This window comes from Schleiferilactobacillus harbinensis, assembly GCF_008694105.1.
GTDB lineage: Bacteria > Bacillota > Bacilli > Lactobacillales > Lactobacillaceae > Schleiferilactobacillus > Schleiferilactobacillus harbinensis.
Map to the genome: position 1 here is coordinate 2,140,411 of NZ_CP041364.1, position 22,089 is coordinate 2,162,499.

Below are 22,089 nucleotides of genomic sequence, written 5' to 3' on the forward strand. Positions count from 1 at the left end.
TGCCCGGCATTTTTCTATTTGTCCTTCTTTTTCTTCTTTTTGGCCTTGTCCTTCTTGCCCTTTTTCTTCTTATCCTTGTCCTTGGCTTTATCTTTCTTCTTGCCCTTGGCCGCGGCTTTTTCCGCCGGTACCGGCGCCGCTTCCGCCGCCGTTCCGTCATCACCGCTTAAGAAAGTGGCCGGGGTCCGCGCCCGCAGGAAGAAATCAGCCTGGGCATCACCGTTCAAAGCACGCCGCTGGAGTTCGGCTCGGGCTGCGTTGGCTTGGACGACCCCGCTAAAGGAGCGGGGGTAGAGATAGGTATAGAGGACGCCGTTGGGTTCATCTTTAATTGCCATGGTTTCACCTGCCTTCTCGTTGCTCACCAATCCAATGTAGCACAGCCTTACCGGGTCGGCCAAGGGGTGATTCGCGGCGGCTGGCCGGCAGCCATGATCAATTGCAGAACAACCCCGTAATGGCCCTGAATCGTGTCAAAATAAGCCGCCCCCTGCCCCGCATTAACATATTCCACAATACTGCTCATCGCCATCCCATGGCTGCCGATGGCGAAGGTGCCCGCTTCCGGCAGGCCATTGAAAAACGAGAGGTAGCGCTGCTGAACCGCGTGAATACTTTCGCCGCCGGGCTGCGTATAATCCAAGTCCTGCCATTGCTGCTTGGCATACGCTGAGAAATCCTTCAGCCAACCAGGCAGCTGGCGTTCTTGCAGCCGCATGTCCAGCTGAACCGCCAGATCATGGGCCGATGCCAGCGGCGCCACCGTGGTCCGAGCCCGGGTGAAGGGACTGGCATAGACGGCATCCAGCGTAACGTTTTGAAATAATGGTACCAAATCCAGGGCCTGCTGCTCACCAGCCGGTGTTAGCGGCCGCCGTACATCGTCATGAATGGTCGTATCCGGCTCCCCGTGCCGAATGAGATAAATTGTCCGCATATCCTAAAGTCCCCTATTCCTTCGTATACGTAATTTCGTGGATGGTCCCAAATGGTGTATCTGTATCTTCTGCTGCTCCCACAGCATGGAAACCATGGTGCGCGTAGAATGTCCGGGCCGTCTGATTATTCGTTAAAACAATCAAATAAAGCTTGGTGTAGTCACTTTGCAACTGCTTAATCGCCGCCGTAAATAATTGTCCGCCGATGCCCTGACCTTCAAAGTCCGGATCAACGTAGAGCGAATAGATCTCGCCCCACCCTTGGCGTTCCGGCTGGCGTCCCGGTCCGTAACTGCATACCCCAACGATCTGGCCGCCCGCCGTGATGGCGAGAAAAGTCCGCTGCCAGCGCTGCTGCGGGTGCCAGCTGGTCACCGATAGTTGGCCCAAAAAGCCCGCTGGCAAAAGATCGCGATATGCCGTCCGCCAGGTGCGCAGGTAAAGCGCCTGGACCGCCGCGAAATCGTCGTCAATGCGGGCTGGCCGCACGGTCACTGCTGCGCCAGTCATTTTTCAGCCTGCTTTCTGGCCCATTCCGACTGGAGCAGCGTGTATAAATTGGCATCCCGGTATTTTCCTCGAATATACTGCGCCGCCCGCAGCGTCCCATCCAGGTGGAAACCGGCGTGCAGGGCCACTTGGTTGCTGGTTTCATTCTCTTTCAACGCAATCAACTCTACTTTGTGCAGATCATACTCCTGGAATCCAATCGTCAGCATCGCCGCCACGGCCCGGTGCATAATATTCTGACCCCGGGCGGTCGGGGCCAGCCAATAACCGATGTCTGCACTATGAGTAGATGCCCGGAAATGATTGTAGCTGATCATGCCGACGGCGCGGCCATCCAGCCGAATGATTGTATCCAGTGCGCCGCCGTTGCCGTAAGTCTGGAGCATGGTAGTTAAAATGCGCTGTTCATCCGCGACAACTTTCAACCGCGGGACAAATCGCAGCCACTGGGTCAGGTCTGCCCGGTTATCGTCGATCAGCGTAAACATTTCCTGCGCATCCGCCGCCGGCCGGGGCAGGGTCAGCGCCAGGTGGTCATCGATTGCGTATGAAAACATGCCATCACCTTTTTCAGAAAGAAATTAAAACTTATCATACCACGTACGAAAAGCACCTGACAGACCAACCCCAAACAGTTGGTTTATCAGGTGCTGATTGGGTCTCCCGCGACGTTTCTGCTCCCTCAAGTTAGAAACGCCGATTTGACTGTCACTTTCGTCTTGATCACTCCTTCTGTATAAAGTAAATCCGCAATTGCTTGCTGTTCCTGGACGATACTGCTGGTATTCGTTAACGCCTGCATGGAGAAGGTGCGGCGATTCACGGTTTTTTCAACGATCGTCTTGGACAGACCCAAGGTTTTGCTGAGCATAGTCACCAGCGCGCTCTTGTGGCTCTGGGCCCAGGTCATATCATCACTAAGGCAGCTGACCAGGTACTTGCTGACGGTAGTATGACTGGCGGCATAAGTTTGGGTCGAGATGAGGAAGTCCCGATTCTTGGTTAAGCCCGTCCCGTTCGTCAGCAGTACGGCATTGTTTTGCACCTGGGCAGTGGCGGTATAAGGATCCCAAGTGACCCAGGCATCCACCTGTCCCTTGGCGAAAGCCACACTCGCAGCACTTTGGCTCATGTCTACCAGAGTGACATTGCTAGTGGTTAAACCGGCCTTCTTCAAGGCCTTAATGATCAAACTTTGTGCTGCTGTGCCAGACGTATAGGCAATTTTCTTGCCTTTCAGTTGACTCAGCGTGGTAATTCCAGAATTCTTGCCGACCAGAATACCCGTACCATATTCCTTGGTAGCACCAGCGGCAATATAGGCGATCTGAGTGCCAGTCGCCTGGGCGGTGACCGGCGGTGTATCGCCAGCCCGGGCGTAGTCAATACTGCCGGCTTTCAGTGCCGTCATCAGCGCTGCACCGTTTTGGAATTCCTTGAAGACCACTTTGTAACCCTTGGCTTTCATTTTCTTGACCAATTCACCGCGTTGGCGGGAAATATCGACTGGATCACCCTTTTGGTAGCCAATCGTCACAGTGGTTAAAGAACTGCTGCTGTCGGCGTGAACTTGCCGGTAGCCATAGAAAGCGACAGACAACCAAGCCAGCAGGCCAATCAGCAAGAGGGCGAGACGGATTCGTTTATGCTTCATGGGCGATCCCGTTCCGGCTGAGCTCCTTCGTTAATTGCGGCCGCAATACTTTGCCGGTGGCATTCCGGGGGAGCGTGTCACGAAAGATGATCGTGGTGGGCCGCTCATATTTTGCCAAATGAGCATGGGCAAAATGGGCCAGTGTCTGGGTCTGTTCCTGTTCATGCTGCCCAGGTGTGGTGCTGACTACGACGGCAGTAACATTTTCCCCATACAGCGGGTCCGGCAGCCCGATCACAGCCACTTGGGCAACGAAATTCAACTCACTTAGGATATTTTCGACCTCGGCCGGAGCCACTTTTTCGCCCCCATGACTGATGATCTCCTTGGTCCGGCCTTGCACGTAAAGGTAGCCATCTTCGTCCAGATAGCCCAAATCACCGGTGCGAAACCAGCCGTTCCAGAAAGCATCTGGATTGTGGTCCAGATAGTCCGTGATCACGTGATCGCCGCGGACGATGATTTCACCGAGTACGCGGGGTTTCGTGGTCGGCTTCTGGTCCACTGGCAAAATCCGTAAGTCAGTGGCATAGGGCTTGCCGGCGGAGCCGACCTTTGGCGCATTAAACGGATTGACGGTGCACTGACTGACAGATTCCGTCATTCCATAGCCTTCGATCACTTGGGTATGGTAGCGCCGTTGGAAAGCGCGCAGCTTGTCTTCCGGCAAGGCAAAGGAGGAGCAGCGGACAAAGCGCAGGCGCAAGTCCGGGGAATAGGCGGCATTGGCGCCCGCATTCAACAACAAAATACTGATGATTGTCGGGACTACGGACGTCCAAGTGACGTGACTGTCCCTGACTTGCTGCCAGAATAAATGGGCACTGAACTTTGGGGCGATGACGATTTTGCCGCCGGACAGGCGGGTGGACAGGACCGAAATCAACTGGGCATTGACGTGAAACATCGGCATCACGATCAAAGTGGTATCCATTTCGCTCAACTGATGGCTGGCAATGTCGTGATTAGCGGCGTTCAGCATTTGGCGGTGAGTGACCCCCACCCGCTTAGGTTTGCCGGTGGTTCCGGAGGTTTGCAGGATCATGCCCAAGTCGTCTTCACCGGCGACCTGGGGCTTGACAGCCGCTTTATCTGTCGCCCATTCAGCTTTTGTGTACAGAAACAGCGGTGCTTGGGTATGCAAGGCCACCGGAGTATCGGTCCATCCCACTGGTAAAACCGCCAAATGATCCGGATCCGCGATGAACGCCGGGTAGTGATATTCCGCGCGAATGGCCAGGATCTGCGGCCCTGGTGTAGTCGCCGAAATCGGCTGGACCACCGCCCCAAGTTCCCAAAGCGCCTGGTTGATCACCAGGTGCACGGCACTGTTGGGCAGGCAGACTAGAACCACATCACCATGACCGATGTCATGGGCAGTGAAGACATCCTTTAACCGGGCCACGTCCTCTTCTAATTCCCGGCCGGTGAACCATTCCGCCAGGCCTTCATCCCGCACGATGGGATATTGACGATTATTGATCAGTTGCAGAGACAGACGATCGGTGAGTGTGCTCATAGTGAAGAACTCCTTTCTTCCCAGCGTGCCAGGGCTGCGGCCGGCCAATCAGCCAGCCGAACGGTGGCACGCGATAACAGAACCAGGCAATGAGAAATGATAAACCAAGAACAAAAGCATACCCCAGGGGCAGCAGAAGCAGCAGTGCTGTGTCACTTAAATGCAGCTGGCCGAGGATCCCGCTGAGCAAGCTGACAGCGATGGTTTGGCAGAGATAAATGCCGAAAGATACCTTCGCACTGTTTTGAATCAGCTGATCCAATCCGCGGTGCTGGGTCGTTTGCCGCCACTGGGCGTACCGCCGACCGAGCCAGAACACGGTCATGATCATCAAGCCATCATAGACAACCATGTACGGCTGGTGCGGTGATACCGCCGCGGTGTGATCCAAGCCCAGTACCAGCCGGTTGAAGGCGTACAAGCCAATCGTGCCGATTGATAGTGCAGCGGTTAGACTGGCAATGACCCTGATATGCTGATCAATAAAGTCAACGATTTGCTGATAATGCAGCATCGTATAGGTACCAGCGATAAAGTAAAATTGATAGGTAACGACATTTACACCATAAGCTTTGAACCACCAAAGCCAATTGCTGGTGTTAATGGTGGGTAAACCATATTTAATAAAACTGACAATGGCCAATTGGGCCACGAAACTAATTAGGAGAATGCGCCCGTGATGGGCCGTTTTCTTGAATAACAGACGGAGCAGCGGAAACGCCAGATACAGCTGCATCGTCACCATGAGGTAATACAGATAGAATTGGTCACCATGAAGCAGGGCAGACAGGTAGGTGCTGCCAAATGCCGCCCAAGTAAAAGCACCCACACCCAGAGCGGTAGCCCCGACCAGCAAGATGGTATTCCATAAAACGTACGGAACAGTGACCGTTTTAAACCGTTTCAGATAAAACACCGGCCAATGAATGTCCTTTGAAAAATAGGCCAGCGCCAAGACCAGACCGGTCATGAACATGAAGCCCATGCGCGTGAAGTGGATCATCAGGTGGGTAGCCAGCAGCCCTAAACGTTGGCCGCTGGTACTGCTCATATTTGTTTGAAAGGCGGTGGTCGTATGATTGAGCAGGACGCCGCCGATGAAGATCACCCGCATCAGATCGACTTCATGGAGGTAGGGCCGGTGGCCTTTTTTGGCTGGTGCTGGCGTCTCGGTCATGCCCTCACCTGCTCATCCAAAATCACTCGTAACACATCTTCGCCGACTTTCGCCACGGTCGCTGCCTCTTGACCTTTGGCGCCAGCGGTTTGATAGACGTTCGTACCGTCTTTGACAACAATGATCCAATCGGCCATCCGGGCCGCCTCTTGGACATCATGGGTAATGAGCAGCGATGATAGGTGCCGCTCCGCACAGATGCGCATGATCAGATCCTGCATTTTACGCCGGGTCAAAGCATCCAAGGCGCCCAGGGGTTCATCCAATAGCAGCAGCTGCGGCTTGGCCAGTAATGCCCGGGCTAAAGCGAGCCGCTGCCGCTGGCCGCCGGAGAGTTGGGCGGGGTACTGCTCAGCGGCTTCGCTCAACCCTACCGCCGCCAATAGGTCCGTGACCCATTGTCCGTGCTGGCCGAAACCGACATTGTCCTGCACCGTGAGCCACGGCAGCAGCCGATCATCTTGGTACATCACCCGCATCACGGGGGCCGGATCTTGGTAAGTCAAGCGGCCGCCCGTCGGCTTTTCTAACCCGGCGATCAGGCGCATAATTGTGCTCTTCCCGCCGCCGCTCATCCCGACCAGAGCAACCGCTTCGCCGGGGTACAGCTGCAGGCTTACGTCGTGAATCGCCATGCGATGTCCGTAGCGCTTCTCTAAATTCTGTAAAGTGACTAACGGCTCAGTCATTAATGGTCACTCCTTTCGTCCGCCAAGCGAGAAAAGTACTCTCCAGTCCCTTGGCAATCAGGTCAGACAGCTTGCCCAGCAGCGCATAGAGTACGATACAGAGCAGGACGGTCTTCATATCCATGAATTCCTGCGCGTTGGTCGCCATATAGCCGATGCCGGAATTGGAAGACATGGTTTCAGCGACAATCAGCGTGGTCCACATGATCCCCAGTCCGTAGCGGACTCCCATCAGGATGGTCGGCAAGGCGCCGGGGAAAATAATCTTACTAAACAGCTGCCATTTCGATAGACCGTAACTGCGGCCCATCTCCAGCAATTCCGAATCGCTGTTGGCGATACCGTGATAAGTATTAATGTAAATCGGAAATAAAACGCCGATAGCAACTAGTGAAATCTTGGCCGTTTCACCAATGCCCAGCAGAATGATAACGACAGGAATCAGCGATAAATGAGGAATGTTGCGCAGCATTTGCAGCGGTGTATCCAGCAGTGCCCGGCTGCGCTTAGATAAGCCATTGAGCAGCCCGAGCAGGAAGCCGAGCCCGCCGCCAATGACGAAGCCCACCGTGGCCCGGTACAAGCTGATACTGATATTGGTCGGCAACGTACCCGCTTGCCACAGGTCTACTCCGTCTTGGAAAACCGCCCAGGGCGACGGGACCAAACTGCTGGTGATCAGGCCGCTGCTGACGCTGAGCTGCCACAGGGCGAGGAACGTGACCGGCAGCAGCCAGGGCAGCAATTGGGCCATTGGGAGCCGCCAATGGCGGCGGGCCGCCTCTGGCGTGGCAATCGTGGTGACATTATCCATGCGATCCATCTCCTTGAAAGTGTGCGTCCCTCGTTCGCCAGGAGCGAACGCGACATCGGCGCCAGGTCTAACTAAGTGAATAGATCGAGCATAATCAGCCAACCTTAACCGGGGCTTAAAACTGGTCTAGGTCACTAACGTTTCAAACTTTGGTCATTGAATAGTCACAAACCGACTTGTGCTACACTGATGATACCGGATTCAAAGAAAGGCGGACCTGCCATGACCCAAATGTCTGAACAAGAAAAAATGCACTCTGGCGATTTATACCTGCCTAACGGCGACGCCATCATGCAAGAACAATTCAAAGCACTGGATAAACTGTACGACTTCAACCAAACCCGGCCGACAGAGATGGCCCGGCGGGCGGTCCTGCTCCACGATATGTTCGCGGAAATCGGCGATAATTGCTACATTGAACCGCCGCTGCACGCCAATTGGGCCGGCCATTTCGCCCATTTTGGCCATGATGTCTATGCCAACTTCAATTTGACTTTGGTGGACGACACCCGCATCGATGTGGGCAGCCACACCATGCTCGGTCCCAACGTCACCCTGGCCACAGCGGGCCACCCGATCCTGCCGGAATTGCGGGAGAAAGCCTACCAGTACAACATGCCGGTCAAGATTGGGGCCAACTGCTGGCTGGGGGCCGGGGTCATCGTTTTGCCTGGGGTGACGATCGGCGATAACTCGGTCATCGGGGCCGGCAGTGTGGTCACCCACGATATCCCGGCTAACGTCATCGCCTTTGGCAACCCGTGTCAAGTACACCGCCCGATCAACCAGCATGACCGGGACTATTACTGGCGGGATAAGCAAATCAAGTGGGCCGAAATTACGCCGCTCAGCGGCCGTAAATAACCGTCTTTCTTGTATTGCCAATTACTGCACAAGAGTTATAATAGAGTTATGTAAGCGCTTTTAATTATTTAGAAAGTGGGTGTTTTCATGACTCTTAAAAAAATCATGGTGGCTGGCGGCGGGACGCTGGGCAGCCAAATTGCCTACCAGGCAGCCTTCCACGGCAAAGACGTCATTCTCTACGACATCAGTGATGAGGCCTTGATGCAGGCGCGGGAACGGATCGAAAAATTATCTCCGTCCTACCAATTCGACCTGCGGGCGACCCCGGAAATGACAGATCAGGCGGAGAGCCGGATCCAATTAACGAAAGACATGCCCGCCGCCGCGGCGGATGTGGACTTAGTGATCGAATCGATTCCAGAAGTGCCTAAAATCAAGAAGGCATTTTATCAGCAACTCGCCCCGTTATTGCCAGAAAAAGCCTTAATTGCGACCAACTCTTCCACGTTCCTGCCCTCCACGTTTGCGGCCGATACCGGCCGGCCGGATAAATACTTGGCCCTGCATTTTGCCAATACCATCTGGCTGCGCAATACCGTGGAAATTATGGGCCACCCGGGCACCGACATGGGTGTCGTCAATGCCCTCTTCGATTTCAGCCGGGAAATCGGCATGATTCCGGTGATTCTGCACAAGGAACAGCCGGGATACATTTTGAACTCGCTGCTGGTGCCTTTCCTGAACGCAGCGTATAAACTCTGGGGAACCGACGTAGCCGATGCCCACACCATTGATCGCGTTTGGATGCTGGCTACCGGTGCTCCCCGCGGGCCATTTGCGGTCATCGATGTTGTTGGACTGCGGACCTCATATGAAATCTTCTCCCAACAAACCGATCCCGTATCCATCGCTGTAGCGGCGAAGATCAAGGACCGAATCAACCGCGGGTATCTGGGGATGGAAAGCGGCCAGGGCTTCTATCACTACCCGAATCCCGAATATATGCAATCCGGCTTTTTAACCGGCGAAGGCCGAACCACAACGTTAGCCTAATGCAAAAAAAGAGAACTGACCGAAAAATCGGCAGTTCTCTTTTTATCAGAGGGTTTTGACGACCAGAAATGGCCGCCGAAACCCGTTTTAGTCGTGCACCGGTAACGCGTGCTGGACGCGTTCGGCTACCAAAGTGGCCAACACAGTCTTGAGCGTGTCGCCAGGAATGAAAATCAGACTGGCCATCAAGGCACTGGTCAACGGCATGTGCAGGCCAATGCTGAGCCACAGAGCACCCAAGCCATCCACCAGCACGGCACCACTCAGCCAGAGCAGAATTCCCCGCTGCCAAAGCCCGTGATGCGTGCCCAACAGTCGGTCGCCCAGACCATAAATTGCTGGTGCTAACAGCCAGCCCCATAGGAAGCCGCCGCTGGGCCCATAGAAAACGGCGATGCCAGCACTGCGGCTGGACAGCACGGGCAATCCAACCAAGACGAGCAAGAAGAACAGGGCGACTACGATCGTGCCCCGCTTAGGGCCTAACAGCGCCGCCGCCAAGAGTACGCCCAAATTCTGCAAGACGATCGGCACGGGTAGAAATCCCACCGGTAACGGCGGAATGAAGCTTAATGCGATCAATAATGCAATAAACAGACTGATAATAGCAATATCCTTATGTTTCACGTGGAATGTCACCCCTTATAATCATTTGCCGGCAGTGTGACCTTGGTCACTTCACCAGCCGTCAGTACATGCTGCTGACCGTCAGCAGCAGTCACCACCAATGCCCCGGCAGTATCGATTGCTGTGGCGATGCCAGCGAGAACAGTTTCGCCAACTTGGACGGTCACAGGTCGGCCCAACATGGGGGCCAGTGCCCGATAAGCGGGCAAGAACATGCCCGTGTGATAATCCGGTAACAGTGCCTGCAGGGCATCCAGCAGACCCGCAATCACAATGTTGCGGTCCACGGGCTGCTCGGTCACCGCCCCCGCCTTGGTCTGAATCGCCGCTGGAAACTGCGGCGTGAATAAGTTCAACCCAATCCCGATGACGACGGCCTGGTGCGTTTGTTCCACCAAAATACCGCCGCATTTTTTATTAGCCACCAGAATGTCGTTCACCCATTTCACGTGAAACAAGGCCGCTGGAAAGAAGCGCTGCAACACCGTGACGACAGCGACCGCTGTACCGGTGGTAAGCAGTCCTGGCGCCAGCGGCGTCACCGTCGCAGCAGGCACTAGCAAACTCAGGTATACGCCGGTAGCCGGCGGTGAATAAAAAGTGCGGCCGCGTTTGCCGTACCCGGCCGTTTGTTCTTCAGCCAAAAATGCTTGCGCTGTCGTGACGGCATGGCTGGCAGCGTACGTCTTGGCATACCCATTCGTAGACGGTATTTTCCGGAATACTGTAAGCGGCAGTCGGGGGCCGGCTTGCCAGGCCGCGATGGCGGTCGAATCTAAGGACATCCTCAGCTGAGATGCACACCCTTATCGACATAGATCACATCGCCGGTCACGCCGGTGGCCAAATCGGACATCAAGAATGCCGCTACGTTGCCGATTTCTGCCGTCGTCACGCTCTCGCCGTCCACAGTCCGTTCCTGGGACAGCTTCAACAGTTCGCCATGATGTTTGATCCCCGTCACGGCCAGCGTCTTCACGGCCCCCGCCGAAATAGCATTCACCCGAATGTGCTGTTCGCCCAATTCGGCAGCTAAGTACCGCATGCCGCTTTCCAGCGCCGCTTTGGCCACGCCCATCATGTTGTAATTGGGAATCGCCCGTTCAGAACCAAAGTAGGTCAATGTCACCAAACCAGCCGGATCATTCAGGATCGTCTGGGCATAGCGGGCCACGGCAATAAAGGAATACGCACTGACATTTTGGGCCAAATCATAGCCGTCTTTAGTCGTGTGCACCAAACCGTTTTGCAAGGTCTCTCGATCGGCATAGGCAATGGCGTGCAGCACGCCATCCACTTTGCCGAACCGTTCGCCGATTTCTTGGAAGGCTGCTTCAATGTTTTGATCATCGGCCACGTCGCACTCGATCAGCGGGTAGTCATCAGGGACAAACCGGGACAAACTCTTTTTGATGCGGTCATTTTGGTATGTCAAAATCACAGTCGCCCCTTGGTCGTGCATCGCTTGGGTACAGCCCCAGGCGATACTGCGCGGGTTAGCCACCCCCATGACGACGATCTGTTTACCAGTCAATAATCCTGCCATTAATTTTTGCCTACTTTCTAGAATTTTCGATAACGGGCTTGGCGCCGAGCCAGTAATTCGGCGGTGGGCAAAGCCATCAGGGCGGTGAACCGGGCATGCAGGGCAGTCGCTAAGTCCTTGGCCTGCGCGGCATTGGTCACTTCGGTGATCACCCGGTCCACAATGTGTTCTGCTAAAAGTTCTTTAGGCGTGAGGCCTAATTTCACGGCGGCCTCGGGGGCCCGAGTCGCGTCCTTCCACATGATGCTGGCGTACCCTTCCGGGGAAAGGATCGAGTATGTGCTGTGTTCAAACATCCAAATATCATCGCCGCAGGCCAAGGCCAACGCTCCGCCGCTGCCAGCCTCACCGACAATCACGCTGAGAATCGGGGTGGGCAGCTGCATGCCTTCTAAAAGACAGCGGGCAATCGCCTCGCCTTGGCCGAAGTCCTCCGAATGTTTGTCGGGAAAAGCGCCTGGCGTATTGATCAAGGCCAGGACCGGCCGGTGGAACTTGGCCGCTTCCTTCATCAGCCGCAGTGATTTGCGGTAGCCCTCTGGCAAAGCACTGCCAAAGTGGCGTTCGATATTTTCCTGAGTCGTGCGGCCCTTCTGAATCCCAACCACTGTGATCGGCAAATCAGCCAATTGACCGATCCCGCCGATCACAGCTGGATCGTCCCCACCGGCGCGATCGCCATGCAAGGGGAAGAAATCCGCGATGAGATCATCGATCAGGGTCTGGATTTGAATTTTAGCCGTCGAGCGGGCCGCTTGAACTGCTGCATATGCCTCGTGCTGCTGATTAGTCGTCATACCGCTGCCTCCTGGGGCTGGTGCCAGCGCAGCAAGCGCGCCAGCACGTCCTTTTGCTGATCCCGAGGGACGATGGCGTCGATGAAGCCATGCTGTAATACCGTCTCCGCCCGCTGAAAGTCATTGGGCAAGGATTCGTGAATCGTCTGCTCAATCACCCGCCGGCCGGCAAAACCGACCAGAGCATGGGGCTCGGCCAGAATGATGTCCCCTTGCATGGCAAAGGACGCCGTTACTCCGCCGGTAGTGGGATCGCATAACACGGTGATGTACAACAGGCCGGCCGCACTGTGCGCCGCAACCGCCGCTGAGACTTTCGCCATTTGCATTAGGGACATGATACCCTCTTGCATCCGGGCTCCGCCGGACGTGGTGAAGAGGACCACTGGTGCCTTGGCTGCGGTGGCTTCTTCAAACAGCCGGGTGATCTTCTCTCCCGTGGCGCTGCCCAATGAGCCCATGATGAAGAACGGATCCATGATGCCCGCCGCGAAATGCTGGTCGCTGATCGTCGCCCAACCGGTCAAGACACTTTCCTTGAGCTTGGTTTTCTTCTTGGCCTGAGCAATTTTCTCCCGGTAAGCCGGATCGGTATACCGGTCCGGCACCGTGATGTCTTTGTGGGTCTCTGCGAAGCGGTCAAACAGTAATTTGGCCCGCTTCCGCGCCGTGATCCGCAGGGCGTAGCCGCAATTCGGACAGATCATAAAGCGGCCCGCCTGAAACCGGAAAAACGTCTTGCCGCAAACCGGGCAGCGTTGGGTCAACCGGTCCGGAATTGCGCTCCGGCGCTTGGCCAACTCCGCCGGGGTGGGCGGTGTGAACTTAGGCTGTAACATCCGCAGTCTCCTCCCAACGCGGTAAGAACGCCGTCGTAATGAAATCGGTGGTGCCGGTGCCCGCCTGGAATTCCGGCGTCGCCAGCAGGGCTAATAAGAAATCTCGGTTGCTGGCAATGCCGATCAGCTGGCATTCCCCCAGCACCCGCTGCATCTTGGTGATCACCGTGGCCCGATCCTGGCCATGGACGATCAGTTTGGCAATCATTGCGTCGTAATAAGGCGGCACGACGCTGCCTGTGGTCACGCCGGTATCGATCCGCACGCCTAGTGTACCGGTGGGCAGATACAGCTTATGCAGTGTGCCCGGGGACGGCCGAAAACCGTGACGCGGGTCTTCCGCGTTGATGCGGCACTCCAAAGCATACCCTTTGACGGCGGCGTCCGCTTGGGTGAACGGCAAGGCCTCGCCAGCTGCCACCCGAACCATCGCTTTAATCAGTTCCAACCCGGTGACTTCTTCCGACACAGTATGTTCCACCTGCAAGCGGGTATTCATTTCCAGAAAATAGAAGTGGTGGCTGGCATCCATCAGGAATTCAAATGTGCCGGTGTTGGTATAGCCGATTTTTTGACAGGCCCGGACTACGATGGCCCCCAGCTTAGCGCGTTCCGCCGGCGTGATTTCCCGGCAGGGACTTTCTTCCATCACTTTCTGATGGTGGCGCTGGAGCGAGCAGTCCCGTTCTGGTAAGTAAACCACGTGCCCCTGGGTGTCAGCCATTACCTGCATCTCAATGTGCTTGGCATGGGTGATCAGCTTTTCAATATAAAGCCGATCATCGCCATAGTTCAGGCGGGCTTCTCGCTGGGTTTCACGAAAGGCGGCCGGCAGTTCAGCGGCACTTTGCACTGTGCGGATACCTTTACCGCCACCACCCTCGGCTGCCTTCAACAAAATCGGATAGCCGATATGCTGCGCCACTTGGACCGCGGTCGCCACATCGGCCAACGTCCCTTCGGAACCGGGAATCACCGGTACGCCGCTGGTCTTCATCGTTTCCCGGGCATTGGCCTTGTCCCCCATCCGGTCGATGACCGTGGGCGACGGGCCAATGAAGGTCATATGGCATTCAGCGCATAACCGGGCAAACTCTGCGTTTTCTGACAAAAAGCCGTACCCTGGGTGGATGGCCTCGCACCCAGTGAGATTGGCAGCACTGAGGATCTGGGACATGTTCAAATAGGAATCCGCGGGCTGCGGACCGCCGATACAGATGGCTTCATCTGCCAACTGAACAAATAAGGCATCCTTATCTGCACTGGAATAGATGGCGACGGCCTGCACCCCCAATTCGTGGAGGGCGCGAATGATCTGTACGGCAATCTCACCGCGGTTGGCCACCAGTACCTTCTTAAACATCCCGGTCATTCCTTTCCTGTAATCGCTAAAATCAACTGGGCGTCAACAACCACTTCACCAGCTCGAATAATCTGGCCATGACCTAGGCCAAAGGGCCTTTTGATCTTTTCCAATACAACATGCAAAGTCAGGACATCTCCCGGCCGCACGCTGTCATTGAATTGGGCGTCGCGAATACCGCCGAACAAAACGTCATCCCCGGCAAATTGCGGCAGACAGAGCACGGCGGCAACGCCGGTCTGGGCCAGTGCCTCAATCAGTAACGGCCGGGGCATCGTCAAGTGGTTTGCCGGGCGGCCGGCGAAGAACCACTCATTGATCGTGATCAATTTTCGGGCGGTGGCCGCCTGACCGGGCTGCACGTCTGTGAATGTATCGATCAGTTGAAATGGGTAGCGCTGGGGAATCACATCTTGCACATTCGGTATCATTCAGCCGCGTCCTCCTTGATGGTCACGACTGGTTCGTCGTACTCCACCATTGTGCCGTCATCGATCAGCCGCTTGACCAGCGTTCCGCTGACCGGACTGGGCACTTCGTTGATCATTTTCATCGCTTCGATGACAAAAATTGTTTCGCCCTTATCAACATGATCGCCGATTTGCTTGAATGGCGGCTTATCCGGAGCAGACGCAAAGTAAGCCACCCCCACCAGGGGCGCCGGGACCGGGGTGCCCGCGTCCGGCTGGGGCGCGGGTACAGCCGCCGGTTGAACCGATGTGCTGGTACTCGTACTGGCCGGGGCCGCAGGAGCCGGTGCGGCATCGCTGACCACTGGTACACTTTCCTGGACCACAGTGGCCGCTTGAGCGCGTTTCGAAAAGGCCAAGTGCAGATCACCCTGGGTCATTTCAAACTCTTGCAGGCTGGACGCATCGAATTTCTCCAATAAGCGTTCAATATCCTTCTCTTCCAAACTACTCACTCGCTTCCTTGAAGGCGATGACGGCGTTATGGCCGCCAAAACCGAAAGAGTTGCTGATGGTGTAGTGGACCGGGCGGTGATTGTTCGTCTTGTCGACCAGTGTCACCGGGCATTCGGGATCCTGCTCATGGACGCCGATGTTCATCGGCAATTGCTGGCGCTGAATCGCACCAACACAGGCGACGGCCTCAATAGCCCCGGCTGCGCCCAACAGGTGGCCAGTCATGCCCTTGGTGCTGGAGACCAAAACATTGCTGTCTGCGCCAAAGACCCGGTTGATCGCCTGCGCTTCTGCACTATCGTTGGCTTGAGTCGCGGTGCCATGGGCATTGACGTAATCCACGTCAGCCGGGGTAATCCCCGCTTCAGCGATGGCCTGAGCCATAGCCCGCTGGGCGCCCTTCCCGGTGGGATCCGGCGCGGTCATATGATACGCATCGGACGTTGTCCCGTAGCCGACTACTTCCGCCAGGATCTTGGCGCCGCGGGCTTGGGCATGATCCAGAGTCTCCAAAACCAGCGCGGCCGCGCCCTCGCCCAGCACGAACCCGTTGCGCTTGGCATCAAAGGGTAAGGAAGCCTGGTCCGCTTCTGTCGCCCGGGACAGGGCCGTCAGTGACGCGAAGCCGGCGATACCGATCTCGTTCACGGACGCTTCCGATCCACCGGTGATGATCACGTCCGCTTTGCCGGCTTTGAGATACTCGTAGGCATTGCCGATGGCGTTGGTCGCCGACGCACAGGCCGTCACGATGGCCTGGCTGGTATTTTGGGCATCGAATTCAATCCCCAGATTGCCGGCGGCCATGTTAATGATGGAATTGGGCACAAACAGCGGTGATACCCGCCGCGGACCCTTGTCGTGCATCTTGATCACTTGATCTTGAATGGTAGTCAACCCGCCAATGCCGGAGCCCCAGATGACACCGAGCTGTTCCGGATCAACGCTGTCCGCGGCCAACCCAGCCATTGCCATCGCTTCATGGGCACTGTACAGGGCATAGACAGAAAAGAGATCGTTGCGCTTGGCGGTTTTACGGTCCACCCGTTTGGTGGCGTCGAAGTCTTTGACTTCGCCGGCCATAGTGATCCCAGTTTCGCTGGCATCGAATTTCGTAATCGGGGCAATGCCGATCTGGCCTGCCATGAGATGATCTAAGAACGTAGGGACATCATTCCCCACGGGGGTGACAGCCCCCATCCCGGTAACAACGACACGTTGCATCAGATTTTCACTGGTCCTTTCTTTCGTAAAAGGTGGTTCTCTGATACGCCGTGCCAAAGCTGCGCAAGCTACGGCGGATGGGGCTGGAACGCCATGACGGCGTTTTGAGCCTGCTGCGCAGTCTCAAAATCGCCTAACAACATCGGCGGCAAAGCCGCCGTGTTGTTTCCATGGCTGAGCCCCATCCGCCTCCGCTTGCTCCGCATTGGCACTAGCTCCGTCAGAGATGACACACCCTTCTTCGCTCGCTACTCTAAATCGTTAGCCCGCCGTCCACGGTCAGTACTTGCCCGGTGATATAGGCATTACCGGCCAAGAAGGCGACCGCATCGGCGATTTCGGTGGGGTCGCCGAAGCGTTTCAGGGGGATTTGGCTGGCAAACTCTTCTTGACGTTTTTCGCTCATAGCCGCGGTCATGGCGGTGTGGATCATGCCGGGAGCAACGGCGTTGCAGCGTACGCCGCGCAGGGCGCCTTCGCGGGCGGCGGTCTTGGTCAGGCCGATGATACCCGCTTTGCTGGCGGCGTAATTGGCCTGGCCGATGTTACCGCGCAGGCCGGCGATGGAGCTAATGTTGACAATATTGCCGGCGCGCTGCTTTTGCATTAGTTTTAAGGCATATTTCGTCATGAGAAAGGCGCCGGTCAGGTTGGTATGGACGACTTGCTCAAAGTCGGCTGCTTTCATCCGGGTGAGCAACGTATCCCGGTTCAATCCGGCATTGTTCACCAGCAGATCCAAGCGACCGAATTGGTCTTGGACTTGACTGACCATCGCCTCGGCGGCGGTTTCGTCAGCGACATCGCCCACGACCACCGTCAGTGGTTGGAAAGTTTGGCCCAGCTCAGCCTGTTCGTCATCAGTCAGCGCCCGGTGGACGTTGAGGGCGACGCGGTAACCGTCTTGTTGCAACCGTTCAGCGATGGCCCGGCCAATGCCGGTGCGGGCGCCGGTGACTAAGGCCACGGGTTGTTCTTCAGCCATTCAGCTCACTCCAATTCTTGCGTAATGCATTCAGCGTATCAACGCTATCCACGTGCCACGCGACAATACCCGGCACGGTCTTGCTGGCAAATTTGGTTAGCGCGGTTCCCGGGCCGATTTCAACCACAGGAGTCTGCCCAGCGGCTTGGCTGGCTTGCAGATCGGCCCCAAAATGAGTCGGCGAAACCAACTGCTGGGTCAGTACCTCCGGCACGGTATCCACGGCGAAAGGGGTCACCGTGGTGTTGCTCCAAACCGGGAACTGGCCAGCCTGGAAGGTCACATCTGTCAGTCGCCGAGCCAATTGATCGCTGGCCGGAGCCATGAATGGGGTATGGGAGGCCACTGTAATCTTCAACGGTACGATTCGCTTGATGCCCTGAGCCTTGAGCAGCCGGGTGGCCTCGGCCACGCCAGCGGGAGCTCCGCCGATCACGGTCTGGCCAGGGGTATTGTAGTTCGCCGGATAAACCGGACCAACCCTGAACGCCTGCTGGCACGCTTCATCTACCATGGTAGCGTTACTGCGTAACACAGCGGCCATGACACCGGGGTTCGCCCCCCCTGCCGCATTCATATACTTGGCACGATCCCGCACCAGCGGGAAGGTTGCCGCCAGCGGCAGCATCCCGCTAGCCGCCAAGGCACTATATTCGCCCAGGCTCAAGCCCAGCGCACCCTGGGGCAGCGGCATATCCTGCCGCAGCACCCGGAACAGTCCCAGACTCAACGTGACAATGGCCACCGGAATATGAGCCGGATCGTCCCAGACCGCCGGATCTGTCAACCGGATTCCAGTCGTTTCCTCAGCCAGCTGCACGGTCTCCCGATACATCGGTTCCTGGGCATACAGATCCTGCCCCATCCCCGGAAATTGCTGGCCCTGGCCGCTGAACAATGCTGTCCAGTGTTGGGTCATGACTTAAGCCGCCAACTGCTTGGTCACGTAGGAAACCAAGTCGCCCACCGTGGCAATGCTCTCGTCGCTGTCGATTTCAATATCGAACGCGTCTTCGATCTTGTCGATCACTTCGAACACGTCCAAGCTGTCGGCGTCCAAGTCTTCTTTAAAATTTGTGGCTGGCGTAATGATGCTGGCGTCTTTATCCAATTGGTCCGCAATAATACTCGTAATCTTTGCCAATACGTCTTCGTTTGTCATAATATAAAAACCTCTTTCATTAATTTGGTTGAAATTTAGTAGCGCAATACCACGGTCCCGACAGTCAAACCGCCGCCAAAGCCGCACAGGGCAAGGACTTCGCCTCGCTGAATCTGGCCGCCGGCAATGGTCTCGGCCAGCAGCAAGGGCTCGCTGGCGGCCGCCGTGTTGCCCACTGCCGCAATATTCATCGGAAATTTATCCAGGGGCTGATCCAGTTCTTTGGCCACCTGAGTGATGATCCGGGCGTTGGCCTGGTGCAGGAGAAAATGATCTACCTGATCCAGGCTTAACCCGGCCTGGTCGACAGCGGCCTGCAAGGACCGGGGCACTGCCCGCACGGCGAACGTATAGATTTTGCGCCCGTTCATGTGCAGAAAGGCATCGCTCGGTGCCTGACCATGCAACGCCCGGGCGGTGAGATACGCCCCCTGGTCGCCCAGGGTACGCAGATCACGGCCTAGATATTGGCCAGAGCCCTGATTACTGAGCAGAACGCCGCCGGCCCCGTCGCCGAAAAGCACTGCGGTGCTGCGGTCAGTCCAATCGACCAACCGACTCAACGTTTCCCCGCCCAGCACCAGACCGTAATGTACGTCTGGCCCGGCCAGCAGACGCTGCATCAGATGCAGTCCGTAAACAAAACCGGAACACGCGGCTGAAATATCGAAGGCTACGGCGTTAGCCGCGCCAATGGCCCCTTGGACCTGGGCCGCGGTGGCCGGGGTCGCATAATCCGGCGACATTGTCGCCACAACAATGTAACTGAGCTGGTCGGCGCCAATGCCGGCCTGATGCAAAAGCTGCTGCGCCACTGTGGTACACAGGGTGCTGGTGGACTCATCATCACCCGCAATATGCCGGGTATGAATGCCCGTCCGCTGGCGAATCCACTCATCGGACGTATCCATCCGGGCGGCCAGGTCATCATTGGTGACAACCTTTGTCGGAACCTGTCCGGCACTGGCCAGAATGGTAAAACCGCTTGGGGTTGGAGTCATTTCTTCTGCGCCTCATCTAAGAATTCTTCTAGATTCATCAAAGCCTGTTTGATCAGCTGCCGGTCATCATCGTCCATCCCAGCCAAGAAGCTGTTGACCAGGCGCCGATGGAACGCATCATGCACCCGGTACAGCAGCCGGCCCTTGCTGGTCAGGCCAAGATTGATCACCCGCCGATCATCCGGATTACGGTGCCGCTCAATGTAACCCTTGCGCTCCAAATTGTTCAGATGCGCTGTGAGCGTGCCCTTGCTCATCCGAAATTCCCGGGCCACCTGACTGGTGGTCTTGTGGTCATGCAAGCCAATGGCGTGCACGATATGCAGCTCCCGGGCATTGATATCCCGGAAACGGCTGCCCCGAATTTGCTGCTCCTCAAATCGCATGATGTTGTCATACACATCCACTAAGGCATTGTTGATATAGTTCTGGTCTTGCTTGCGCGCTGCTTCAGACGTCTTCTTCTCGTCGATCATCGATATCCCCTATTTCTTATATTTTGGCCTGCGCCTCCTCTACGATAAAGGTCAGTTCAGCTTCGCAGGCTTTGTTCTCGCCAACCATGGCGGTACACTGCACCTTACCCATATTATCCTTCTGCTTCAGCATCGTCACATGCAGCTTGAGCACGTCGCCCGGCCGCACTACTTGGCGGAACTTAGCCTGATGGATTGCGCCCAGATAGGCGGTCTTGCCTTGGAAGCGCGGGGTCTTGAGGATCAGAATCGATGCTGCTTGGGCCAGGGACTCGATTTGCAGTACCCCGGGCATCACCGGATTACCCGGGAAATGGCCTTGGAAAAAGTTCTCGTTGATGGTCACATTCTTTGTGGCCACAATGGATTCGCCTGGAGTCAATTCATCCACGTAATCCATATACAGGATCGGATAACGGTTGGGGATCAATTGCATGATCTCCGCAGCATCAAGTACGTGCACTGTTCTCTTCCTTTCGCTGGTCGGCCCAATGGATTAACACATAAATAGTTTGATGTTCAAACTATCGGGCCAAAACTTAACCGTCACGACATCCGCGACGGTAATAACTGATTGAAACGAGTCTACAGCAAATTAGTTCGAAGTTCAAACTTTTTCGGCAAACTTTTTTTACCATAACACCCGTTGCTATTAGCTTCTGCCCGGTATGACGGGATCTTTTTCCGCCAAAAAAAATTTTGCATTTAAGTCTGTGAAGTGGATAACAGAGCATGGTACAATAGAACTCAGCAAGTGAAATAATTACATTATGGAGGACACCACAATGCTCAAAGCGCTCACCGATACACTGACGAATATGAACGTTGTCAGCGCCGTGACGTCGACGATTTTCATCATTCTGTTGGGCTTCTTCTTACGCCGGCGGGGTATCTTTTCTGATTCCCTAGGCAAAACCCTCTCGAAAGTCGTACTCACCGTGGCTCTGCCCGCTCTGGCTTTCAACTCATTCATGCAGCCCATTGATCCCGATACCCTGCGGCAGGGGATCAACGTACTGATTTGGGGCATCATCATCTATGTCATCTTGATTCTGGTCACACCGTTCATGTATTTTAAGTCCGATAAGGATAAGAAATCCGTACTGGCCGTTCTGACCACGTTCGGTTCCACGACCTTCTTCGGTATTCCCATCGTCGGGGCTGTCTGGGGCGCCAAAGGTGTGATGTACAGCTCCATCTTCAACATCGGCTATCGGATTTTCCTTTATTCCTATGCCTACATCAAGCTCTCCGGTCTGAAACTAGAGGCCAAGAACATCAAGACGATGCTGCTGAACCCCATCGTCATCGCCACCTTCCTAGGCCTATTCCTGTGGCTCTTCCAAACGGCTGCGCCGCAAGTCACTGTCCCAGCAGCAGATGCGACTGGCAAAATGGTTACCGTGGCCTTTTACCGAATTGACCAAACCGCCGTCTGGCTGTTTAAACCGCTGTCTTATTTGGCGGCCTTGGCCTCTCCTCTGGCCTGGTTGGCCATCGGGGTCACTCTTGGATCCGTTTCCTTCAAGGAAGCAGCGACCGACAAGACCAGCTGGTACTACTCCTGGAATAAGGTCGTTATCGTACCGCTGATCAACCTGGTACTGTTGTTCCTGCTCACCGCAACTCACATTTTACCGGTGGACAACGTGGCCTTGGCCACAATTATCGTCATGATGGCCACTCCCACGGCAGCAGTGGCCGCGGCGTATGCTATCGGCTTCGACCATGGGGCATTGATGACCAGCAACGCCAGCTTCATTTCCACCTTCAGCGCCGTCATCGCCATTCCGCTCTGGATCGTTGTGCTGCAATTGATCAAAGCGGCCGGTATGTTCGGCGGTTAATTAGAGAGGACGTCGCCAACCAGTTAGAAGCGTAAGGATAAGCCAAGACGGGCCAAAACCCGATTTTAGGTTTTGCGCTCATCTTGGCTTATCCCTTAGCTTCTGGTCGGCAGGGCCCATTTAAATACTAGTTCA

The 22,089-nt window shown here is 55.8% G+C and carries 28 protein-coding genes; 3 read left to right on the top strand and 25 right to left on the bottom strand.

The window, feature by feature from the left end:
- Positions 1 to 14: 14 nt before the first annotated feature.
- The 9 genes from FMM01_RS10640 to FMM01_RS10680 form a co-directional block, all read right to left on the bottom strand.
- Positions 15 to 338: a hypothetical protein gene (locus tag FMM01_RS10640; RefSeq protein ID WP_150392503.1), complete on the bottom strand. Its 324-nt coding sequence runs from the start codon at positions 336 to 338 to the stop codon at positions 15 to 17.
- Between the two features lie 47 nt (positions 339 to 385).
- Positions 386 to 937 (bottom strand): histidine phosphatase family protein, encoded by a 552-nt coding sequence (locus tag FMM01_RS10645; protein ID WP_027828384.1) that lies wholly within the window; start codon positions 935 to 937, stop codon positions 386 to 388.
- A gap of 13 nt (positions 938 to 950) precedes the next feature.
- Positions 951 to 1,448, bottom strand: a complete 498-nt coding sequence (locus tag FMM01_RS10650; RefSeq protein WP_150392504.1) for a GNAT family N-acetyltransferase — start codon at positions 1,446 to 1,448, stop codon at positions 951 to 953.
- Positions 1,445 to 2,005: a GNAT family N-acetyltransferase gene (locus FMM01_RS10655; protein ID WP_150392505.1), complete on the bottom strand. Its 561-nt coding sequence runs from the start codon at positions 2,003 to 2,005 to the stop codon at positions 1,445 to 1,447. The genes FMM01_RS10650 and FMM01_RS10655 overlap by 4 nt, the downstream gene beginning before the upstream one ends.
- A gap of 125 nt (positions 2,006 to 2,130) precedes the next feature.
- Positions 2,131 to 3,102: an aliphatic sulfonate ABC transporter substrate-binding protein gene (locus FMM01_RS10660; RefSeq protein WP_150392506.1), complete on the bottom strand. Its 972-nt coding sequence runs from the start codon at positions 3,100 to 3,102 to the stop codon at positions 2,131 to 2,133.
- Positions 3,092 to 4,621, bottom strand: a complete 1,530-nt coding sequence (locus FMM01_RS10665) for an AMP-binding protein (RefSeq protein WP_150392507.1) — start codon at positions 4,619 to 4,621, stop codon at positions 3,092 to 3,094. Before FMM01_RS10665 ends, FMM01_RS10660 begins: the two co-directional genes overlap by 11 nt.
- Positions 4,578 to 5,798: an acyltransferase family protein gene (locus FMM01_RS10670; RefSeq protein ID WP_150392508.1), complete on the bottom strand. Its 1,221-nt coding sequence runs from the start codon at positions 5,796 to 5,798 to the stop codon at positions 4,578 to 4,580. Before FMM01_RS10670 ends, FMM01_RS10665 begins: the two co-directional genes overlap by 44 nt.
- A complete protein-coding gene (locus FMM01_RS10675; protein WP_027828378.1) occupies positions 5,795 to 6,487 on the bottom strand; it encodes an ABC transporter ATP-binding protein in 693 nt (230 codons plus the stop codon). The genes FMM01_RS10670 and FMM01_RS10675 overlap by 4 nt, the downstream gene beginning before the upstream one ends.
- Positions 6,480 to 7,301 carry an ABC transporter permease subunit gene (locus FMM01_RS10680; protein ID WP_150392509.1) on the bottom strand — a complete coding sequence of 274 codons (822 nt, stop codon included), beginning with the start codon at positions 7,299 to 7,301 and terminating at the stop codon, positions 6,480 to 6,482. The genes FMM01_RS10675 and FMM01_RS10680 overlap by 8 nt, the downstream gene beginning before the upstream one ends.
- 231 nt (positions 7,302 to 7,532) lie before the next feature.
- Here FMM01_RS10680 and FMM01_RS10685 point away from each other — a divergent pair, with 231 nt between their 5' ends.
- Both FMM01_RS10685 and FMM01_RS10690 read left to right on the top strand, forming a co-directional pair.
- Positions 7,533 to 8,165, top strand: a complete 633-nt coding sequence (locus FMM01_RS10685; RefSeq protein ID WP_146994483.1) for a sugar O-acetyltransferase — start codon at positions 7,533 to 7,535, stop codon at positions 8,163 to 8,165.
- An 87-nt stretch (positions 8,166 to 8,252) separates the two neighbouring features.
- A complete protein-coding gene (locus FMM01_RS10690; protein ID WP_063517025.1) occupies positions 8,253 to 9,161 on the top strand; it encodes a 3-hydroxyacyl-CoA dehydrogenase in 909 nt (302 codons plus the stop codon).
- An 87-nt stretch (positions 9,162 to 9,248) separates the two neighbouring features.
- Here the strand turns inward: FMM01_RS10690 and FMM01_RS10695 are convergent, their stop codons facing one another.
- From FMM01_RS10695 to fabZ, 16 genes are all read right to left on the bottom strand, one after another.
- The gene (locus FMM01_RS10695; RefSeq protein ID WP_150392510.1) at positions 9,249 to 9,788 is read right to left on the bottom strand and encodes a biotin transporter BioY; all 540 of its coding nucleotides are present in this window, start codon (positions 9,786 to 9,788) and stop codon (positions 9,249 to 9,251) included.
- A gap of 8 nt (positions 9,789 to 9,796) precedes the next feature.
- Positions 9,797 to 10,573, bottom strand: a complete 777-nt coding sequence (locus FMM01_RS10700; protein ID WP_063516900.1) for a biotin--[acetyl-CoA-carboxylase] ligase — start codon at positions 10,571 to 10,573, stop codon at positions 9,797 to 9,799.
- 2 nt (positions 10,574 to 10,575) lie between these two features.
- Entirely contained in the window at positions 10,576 to 11,334 is a 759-nt protein-coding gene (gene fabI, locus FMM01_RS10705) for an enoyl-ACP reductase FabI (RefSeq protein WP_150392511.1), read from the bottom strand.
- 17 nt (positions 11,335 to 11,351) lie between these two features.
- The gene (accA, locus tag FMM01_RS10710; RefSeq protein WP_027828373.1) at positions 11,352 to 12,131 is read right to left on the bottom strand and encodes a carboxyltransferase subunit alpha; all 780 of its coding nucleotides are present in this window, start codon (positions 12,129 to 12,131) and stop codon (positions 11,352 to 11,354) included.
- Entirely contained in the window at positions 12,128 to 12,970 is an 843-nt protein-coding gene (locus FMM01_RS10715; protein WP_027828372.1) for an acetyl-CoA carboxylase carboxyltransferase subunit beta, read from the bottom strand. Before FMM01_RS10715 ends, accA begins: the two co-directional genes overlap by 4 nt.
- Positions 12,957 to 14,333, bottom strand: coding sequence for an acetyl-CoA carboxylase biotin carboxylase subunit (locus tag FMM01_RS10720; protein WP_035440194.1), 1,377 nt, complete (start codon positions 14,331 to 14,333; stop codon positions 12,957 to 12,959). The genes FMM01_RS10715 and FMM01_RS10720 overlap by 14 nt, the downstream gene beginning before the upstream one ends.
- Before the next feature lie 5 nt (positions 14,334 to 14,338).
- The gene (locus FMM01_RS10725) at positions 14,339 to 14,764 is read right to left on the bottom strand and encodes a 3-hydroxyacyl-ACP dehydratase FabZ family protein (RefSeq protein WP_146994477.1); all 426 of its coding nucleotides are present in this window, start codon (positions 14,762 to 14,764) and stop codon (positions 14,339 to 14,341) included.
- The gene (locus tag FMM01_RS10730; protein WP_150393278.1) at positions 14,761 to 15,249 is read right to left on the bottom strand and encodes an acetyl-CoA carboxylase biotin carboxyl carrier protein; all 489 of its coding nucleotides are present in this window, start codon (positions 15,247 to 15,249) and stop codon (positions 14,761 to 14,763) included. The genes FMM01_RS10725 and FMM01_RS10730 overlap by 4 nt, the downstream gene beginning before the upstream one ends.
- A 1-nt stretch (position 15,250) precedes the next feature.
- Positions 15,251 to 16,483 (bottom strand): beta-ketoacyl-ACP synthase II, encoded by a 1,233-nt coding sequence (gene fabF / locus FMM01_RS10735; protein ID WP_186810182.1) that lies wholly within the window; start codon positions 16,481 to 16,483, stop codon positions 15,251 to 15,253.
- A 68-nt stretch (positions 16,484 to 16,551) separates the two neighbouring features.
- Positions 16,552 to 16,689 carry a hypothetical protein gene (locus FMM01_RS16295; RefSeq protein WP_190973499.1) on the bottom strand — a complete coding sequence of 46 codons (138 nt, stop codon included), beginning with the start codon at positions 16,687 to 16,689 and terminating at the stop codon, positions 16,552 to 16,554.
- 47 nt (positions 16,690 to 16,736) lie between these two features.
- Complete coding sequence (gene fabG / locus FMM01_RS10740) at positions 16,737 to 17,468, bottom strand: 3-oxoacyl-ACP reductase FabG (protein WP_027828367.1); 732 nt, start codon at positions 17,466 to 17,468, stop codon at positions 16,737 to 16,739.
- The gene (locus tag FMM01_RS10745; protein ID WP_150392512.1) at positions 17,461 to 18,387 is read right to left on the bottom strand and encodes an ACP S-malonyltransferase; all 927 of its coding nucleotides are present in this window, start codon (positions 18,385 to 18,387) and stop codon (positions 17,461 to 17,463) included. Before FMM01_RS10745 ends, fabG begins: the two co-directional genes overlap by 8 nt.
- Before the next feature lie 3 nt (positions 18,388 to 18,390).
- Positions 18,391 to 18,630, bottom strand: coding sequence for an acyl carrier protein (acpP, locus tag FMM01_RS10750; RefSeq protein WP_027828365.1), 240 nt, complete (start codon positions 18,628 to 18,630; stop codon positions 18,391 to 18,393).
- Between the two features lie 35 nt (positions 18,631 to 18,665).
- Positions 18,666 to 19,631 carry a beta-ketoacyl-ACP synthase III gene (locus tag FMM01_RS10755; RefSeq protein WP_150392513.1) on the bottom strand — a complete coding sequence of 322 codons (966 nt, stop codon included), beginning with the start codon at positions 19,629 to 19,631 and terminating at the stop codon, positions 18,666 to 18,668.
- Complete coding sequence (locus FMM01_RS10760; RefSeq protein WP_051225250.1) at positions 19,628 to 20,107, bottom strand: MarR family winged helix-turn-helix transcriptional regulator; 480 nt, start codon at positions 20,105 to 20,107, stop codon at positions 19,628 to 19,630. The genes FMM01_RS10755 and FMM01_RS10760 overlap by 4 nt, the downstream gene beginning before the upstream one ends.
- Positions 20,108 to 20,123: 16 nt before the next feature.
- Positions 20,124 to 20,570: a 3-hydroxyacyl-ACP dehydratase FabZ gene (gene fabZ, locus FMM01_RS10765; protein ID WP_027828362.1), complete on the bottom strand. Its 447-nt coding sequence runs from the start codon at positions 20,568 to 20,570 to the stop codon at positions 20,124 to 20,126.
- Between the two features lie 322 nt (positions 20,571 to 20,892).
- Between fabZ and FMM01_RS10770 the strand changes: the two genes are divergently transcribed.
- Positions 20,893 to 21,954: an AEC family transporter gene (locus FMM01_RS10770; RefSeq protein WP_223849930.1), complete on the top strand. Its 1,062-nt coding sequence runs from the start codon at positions 20,893 to 20,895 to the stop codon at positions 21,952 to 21,954.
- Positions 21,955 to 22,089: the final 135 nt, after the last annotated feature.

Bases quoted from the DNA above. Each gene is read 5' to 3' on its own strand.
- FMM01_RS16295 (WP_190973499.1), bottom strand. From the start codon at position 16,689: ATGCGGAGCAAGCGGAGGCGGATGGGGCTCAGCCATGGAAACAACACG.
- FMM01_RS10720 (WP_035440194.1), bottom strand. From the start codon at position 14,333: ATGTTTAAGAAGGTACTGGTGGCCAACCGCGGTGAGATTGCCGTACAG.
- FMM01_RS10660 (WP_150392506.1), bottom strand. From the start codon at position 3,102: ATGAAGCATAAACGAATCCGTCTCGCCCTCTTGCTGATTGGCCTGCTG.
- FMM01_RS10760 (WP_051225250.1), bottom strand. From the start codon at position 20,107: ATGATCGACGAGAAGAAGACGTCTGAAGCAGCGCGCAAGCAAGACCAG.
- acpP (WP_027828365.1), bottom strand. From the start codon at position 18,630: ATGACAAACGAAGACGTATTGGCAAAGATTACGAGTATTATTGCGGAC.
- FMM01_RS10745 (WP_150392512.1), bottom strand. From the start codon at position 18,387: ATGACCCAACACTGGACAGCATTGTTCAGCGGCCAGGGCCAGCAATTT.
- FMM01_RS10640 (WP_150392503.1), bottom strand. From the start codon at position 338: ATGGCAATTAAAGATGAACCCAACGGCGTCCTCTATACCTATCTCTAC.
- FMM01_RS10680 (WP_150392509.1), bottom strand. From the start codon at position 7,301: ATGGATAATGTCACCACGATTGCCACGCCAGAGGCGGCCCGCCGCCAT.
- FMM01_RS10700 (WP_063516900.1), bottom strand. From the start codon at position 10,573: ATGTCCTTAGATTCGACCGCCATCGCGGCCTGGCAAGCCGGCCCCCGA.
- FMM01_RS10715 (WP_027828372.1), bottom strand. From the start codon at position 12,970: ATGTTACAGCCTAAGTTCACACCGCCCACCCCGGCGGAGTTGGCCAAG.
- accA (WP_027828373.1), bottom strand. From the start codon at position 12,131: ATGACGACTAATCAGCAGCACGAGGCATATGCAGCAGTTCAAGCGGCC.
- FMM01_RS10770 (WP_223849930.1), top strand. From the start codon at position 20,893: ATGCTCAAAGCGCTCACCGATACACTGACGAATATGAACGTTGTCAGC.
- FMM01_RS10675 (WP_027828378.1), bottom strand. From the start codon at position 6,487: ATGACTGAGCCGTTAGTCACTTTACAGAATTTAGAGAAGCGCTACGGA.
- FMM01_RS10655 (WP_150392505.1), bottom strand. From the start codon at position 2,005: ATGTTTTCATACGCAATCGATGACCACCTGGCGCTGACCCTGCCCCGG.
- FMM01_RS10645 (WP_027828384.1), bottom strand. From the start codon at position 937: ATGCGGACAATTTATCTCATTCGGCACGGGGAGCCGGATACGACCATT.
- fabF (WP_186810182.1), bottom strand. From the start codon at position 16,483: ATGCAACGTGTCGTTGTTACCGGGATGGGGGCTGTCACCCCCGTGGGG.
- fabG (WP_027828367.1), bottom strand. From the start codon at position 17,468: ATGGCTGAAGAACAACCCGTGGCCTTAGTCACCGGCGCCCGCACCGGC.
- FMM01_RS10670 (WP_150392508.1), bottom strand. From the start codon at position 5,798: ATGACCGAGACGCCAGCACCAGCCAAAAAAGGCCACCGGCCCTACCTC.
- FMM01_RS10725 (WP_146994477.1), bottom strand. From the start codon at position 14,764: ATGATACCGAATGTGCAAGATGTGATTCCCCAGCGCTACCCATTTCAA.
- FMM01_RS10650 (WP_150392504.1), bottom strand. From the start codon at position 1,448: ATGACTGGCGCAGCAGTGACCGTGCGGCCAGCCCGCATTGACGACGAT.
- FMM01_RS10690 (WP_063517025.1), top strand. From the start codon at position 8,253: ATGACTCTTAAAAAAATCATGGTGGCTGGCGGCGGGACGCTGGGCAGC.
- fabI (WP_150392511.1), bottom strand. From the start codon at position 11,334: ATGGCAGGATTATTGACTGGTAAACAGATCGTCGTCATGGGGGTGGCT.
- FMM01_RS10685 (WP_146994483.1), top strand. From the start codon at position 7,533: ATGTCTGAACAAGAAAAAATGCACTCTGGCGATTTATACCTGCCTAAC.
- FMM01_RS10665 (WP_150392507.1), bottom strand. From the start codon at position 4,621: ATGAGCACACTCACCGATCGTCTGTCTCTGCAACTGATCAATAATCGT.
- FMM01_RS10755 (WP_150392513.1), bottom strand. From the start codon at position 19,631: ATGACTCCAACCCCAAGCGGTTTTACCATTCTGGCCAGTGCCGGACAG.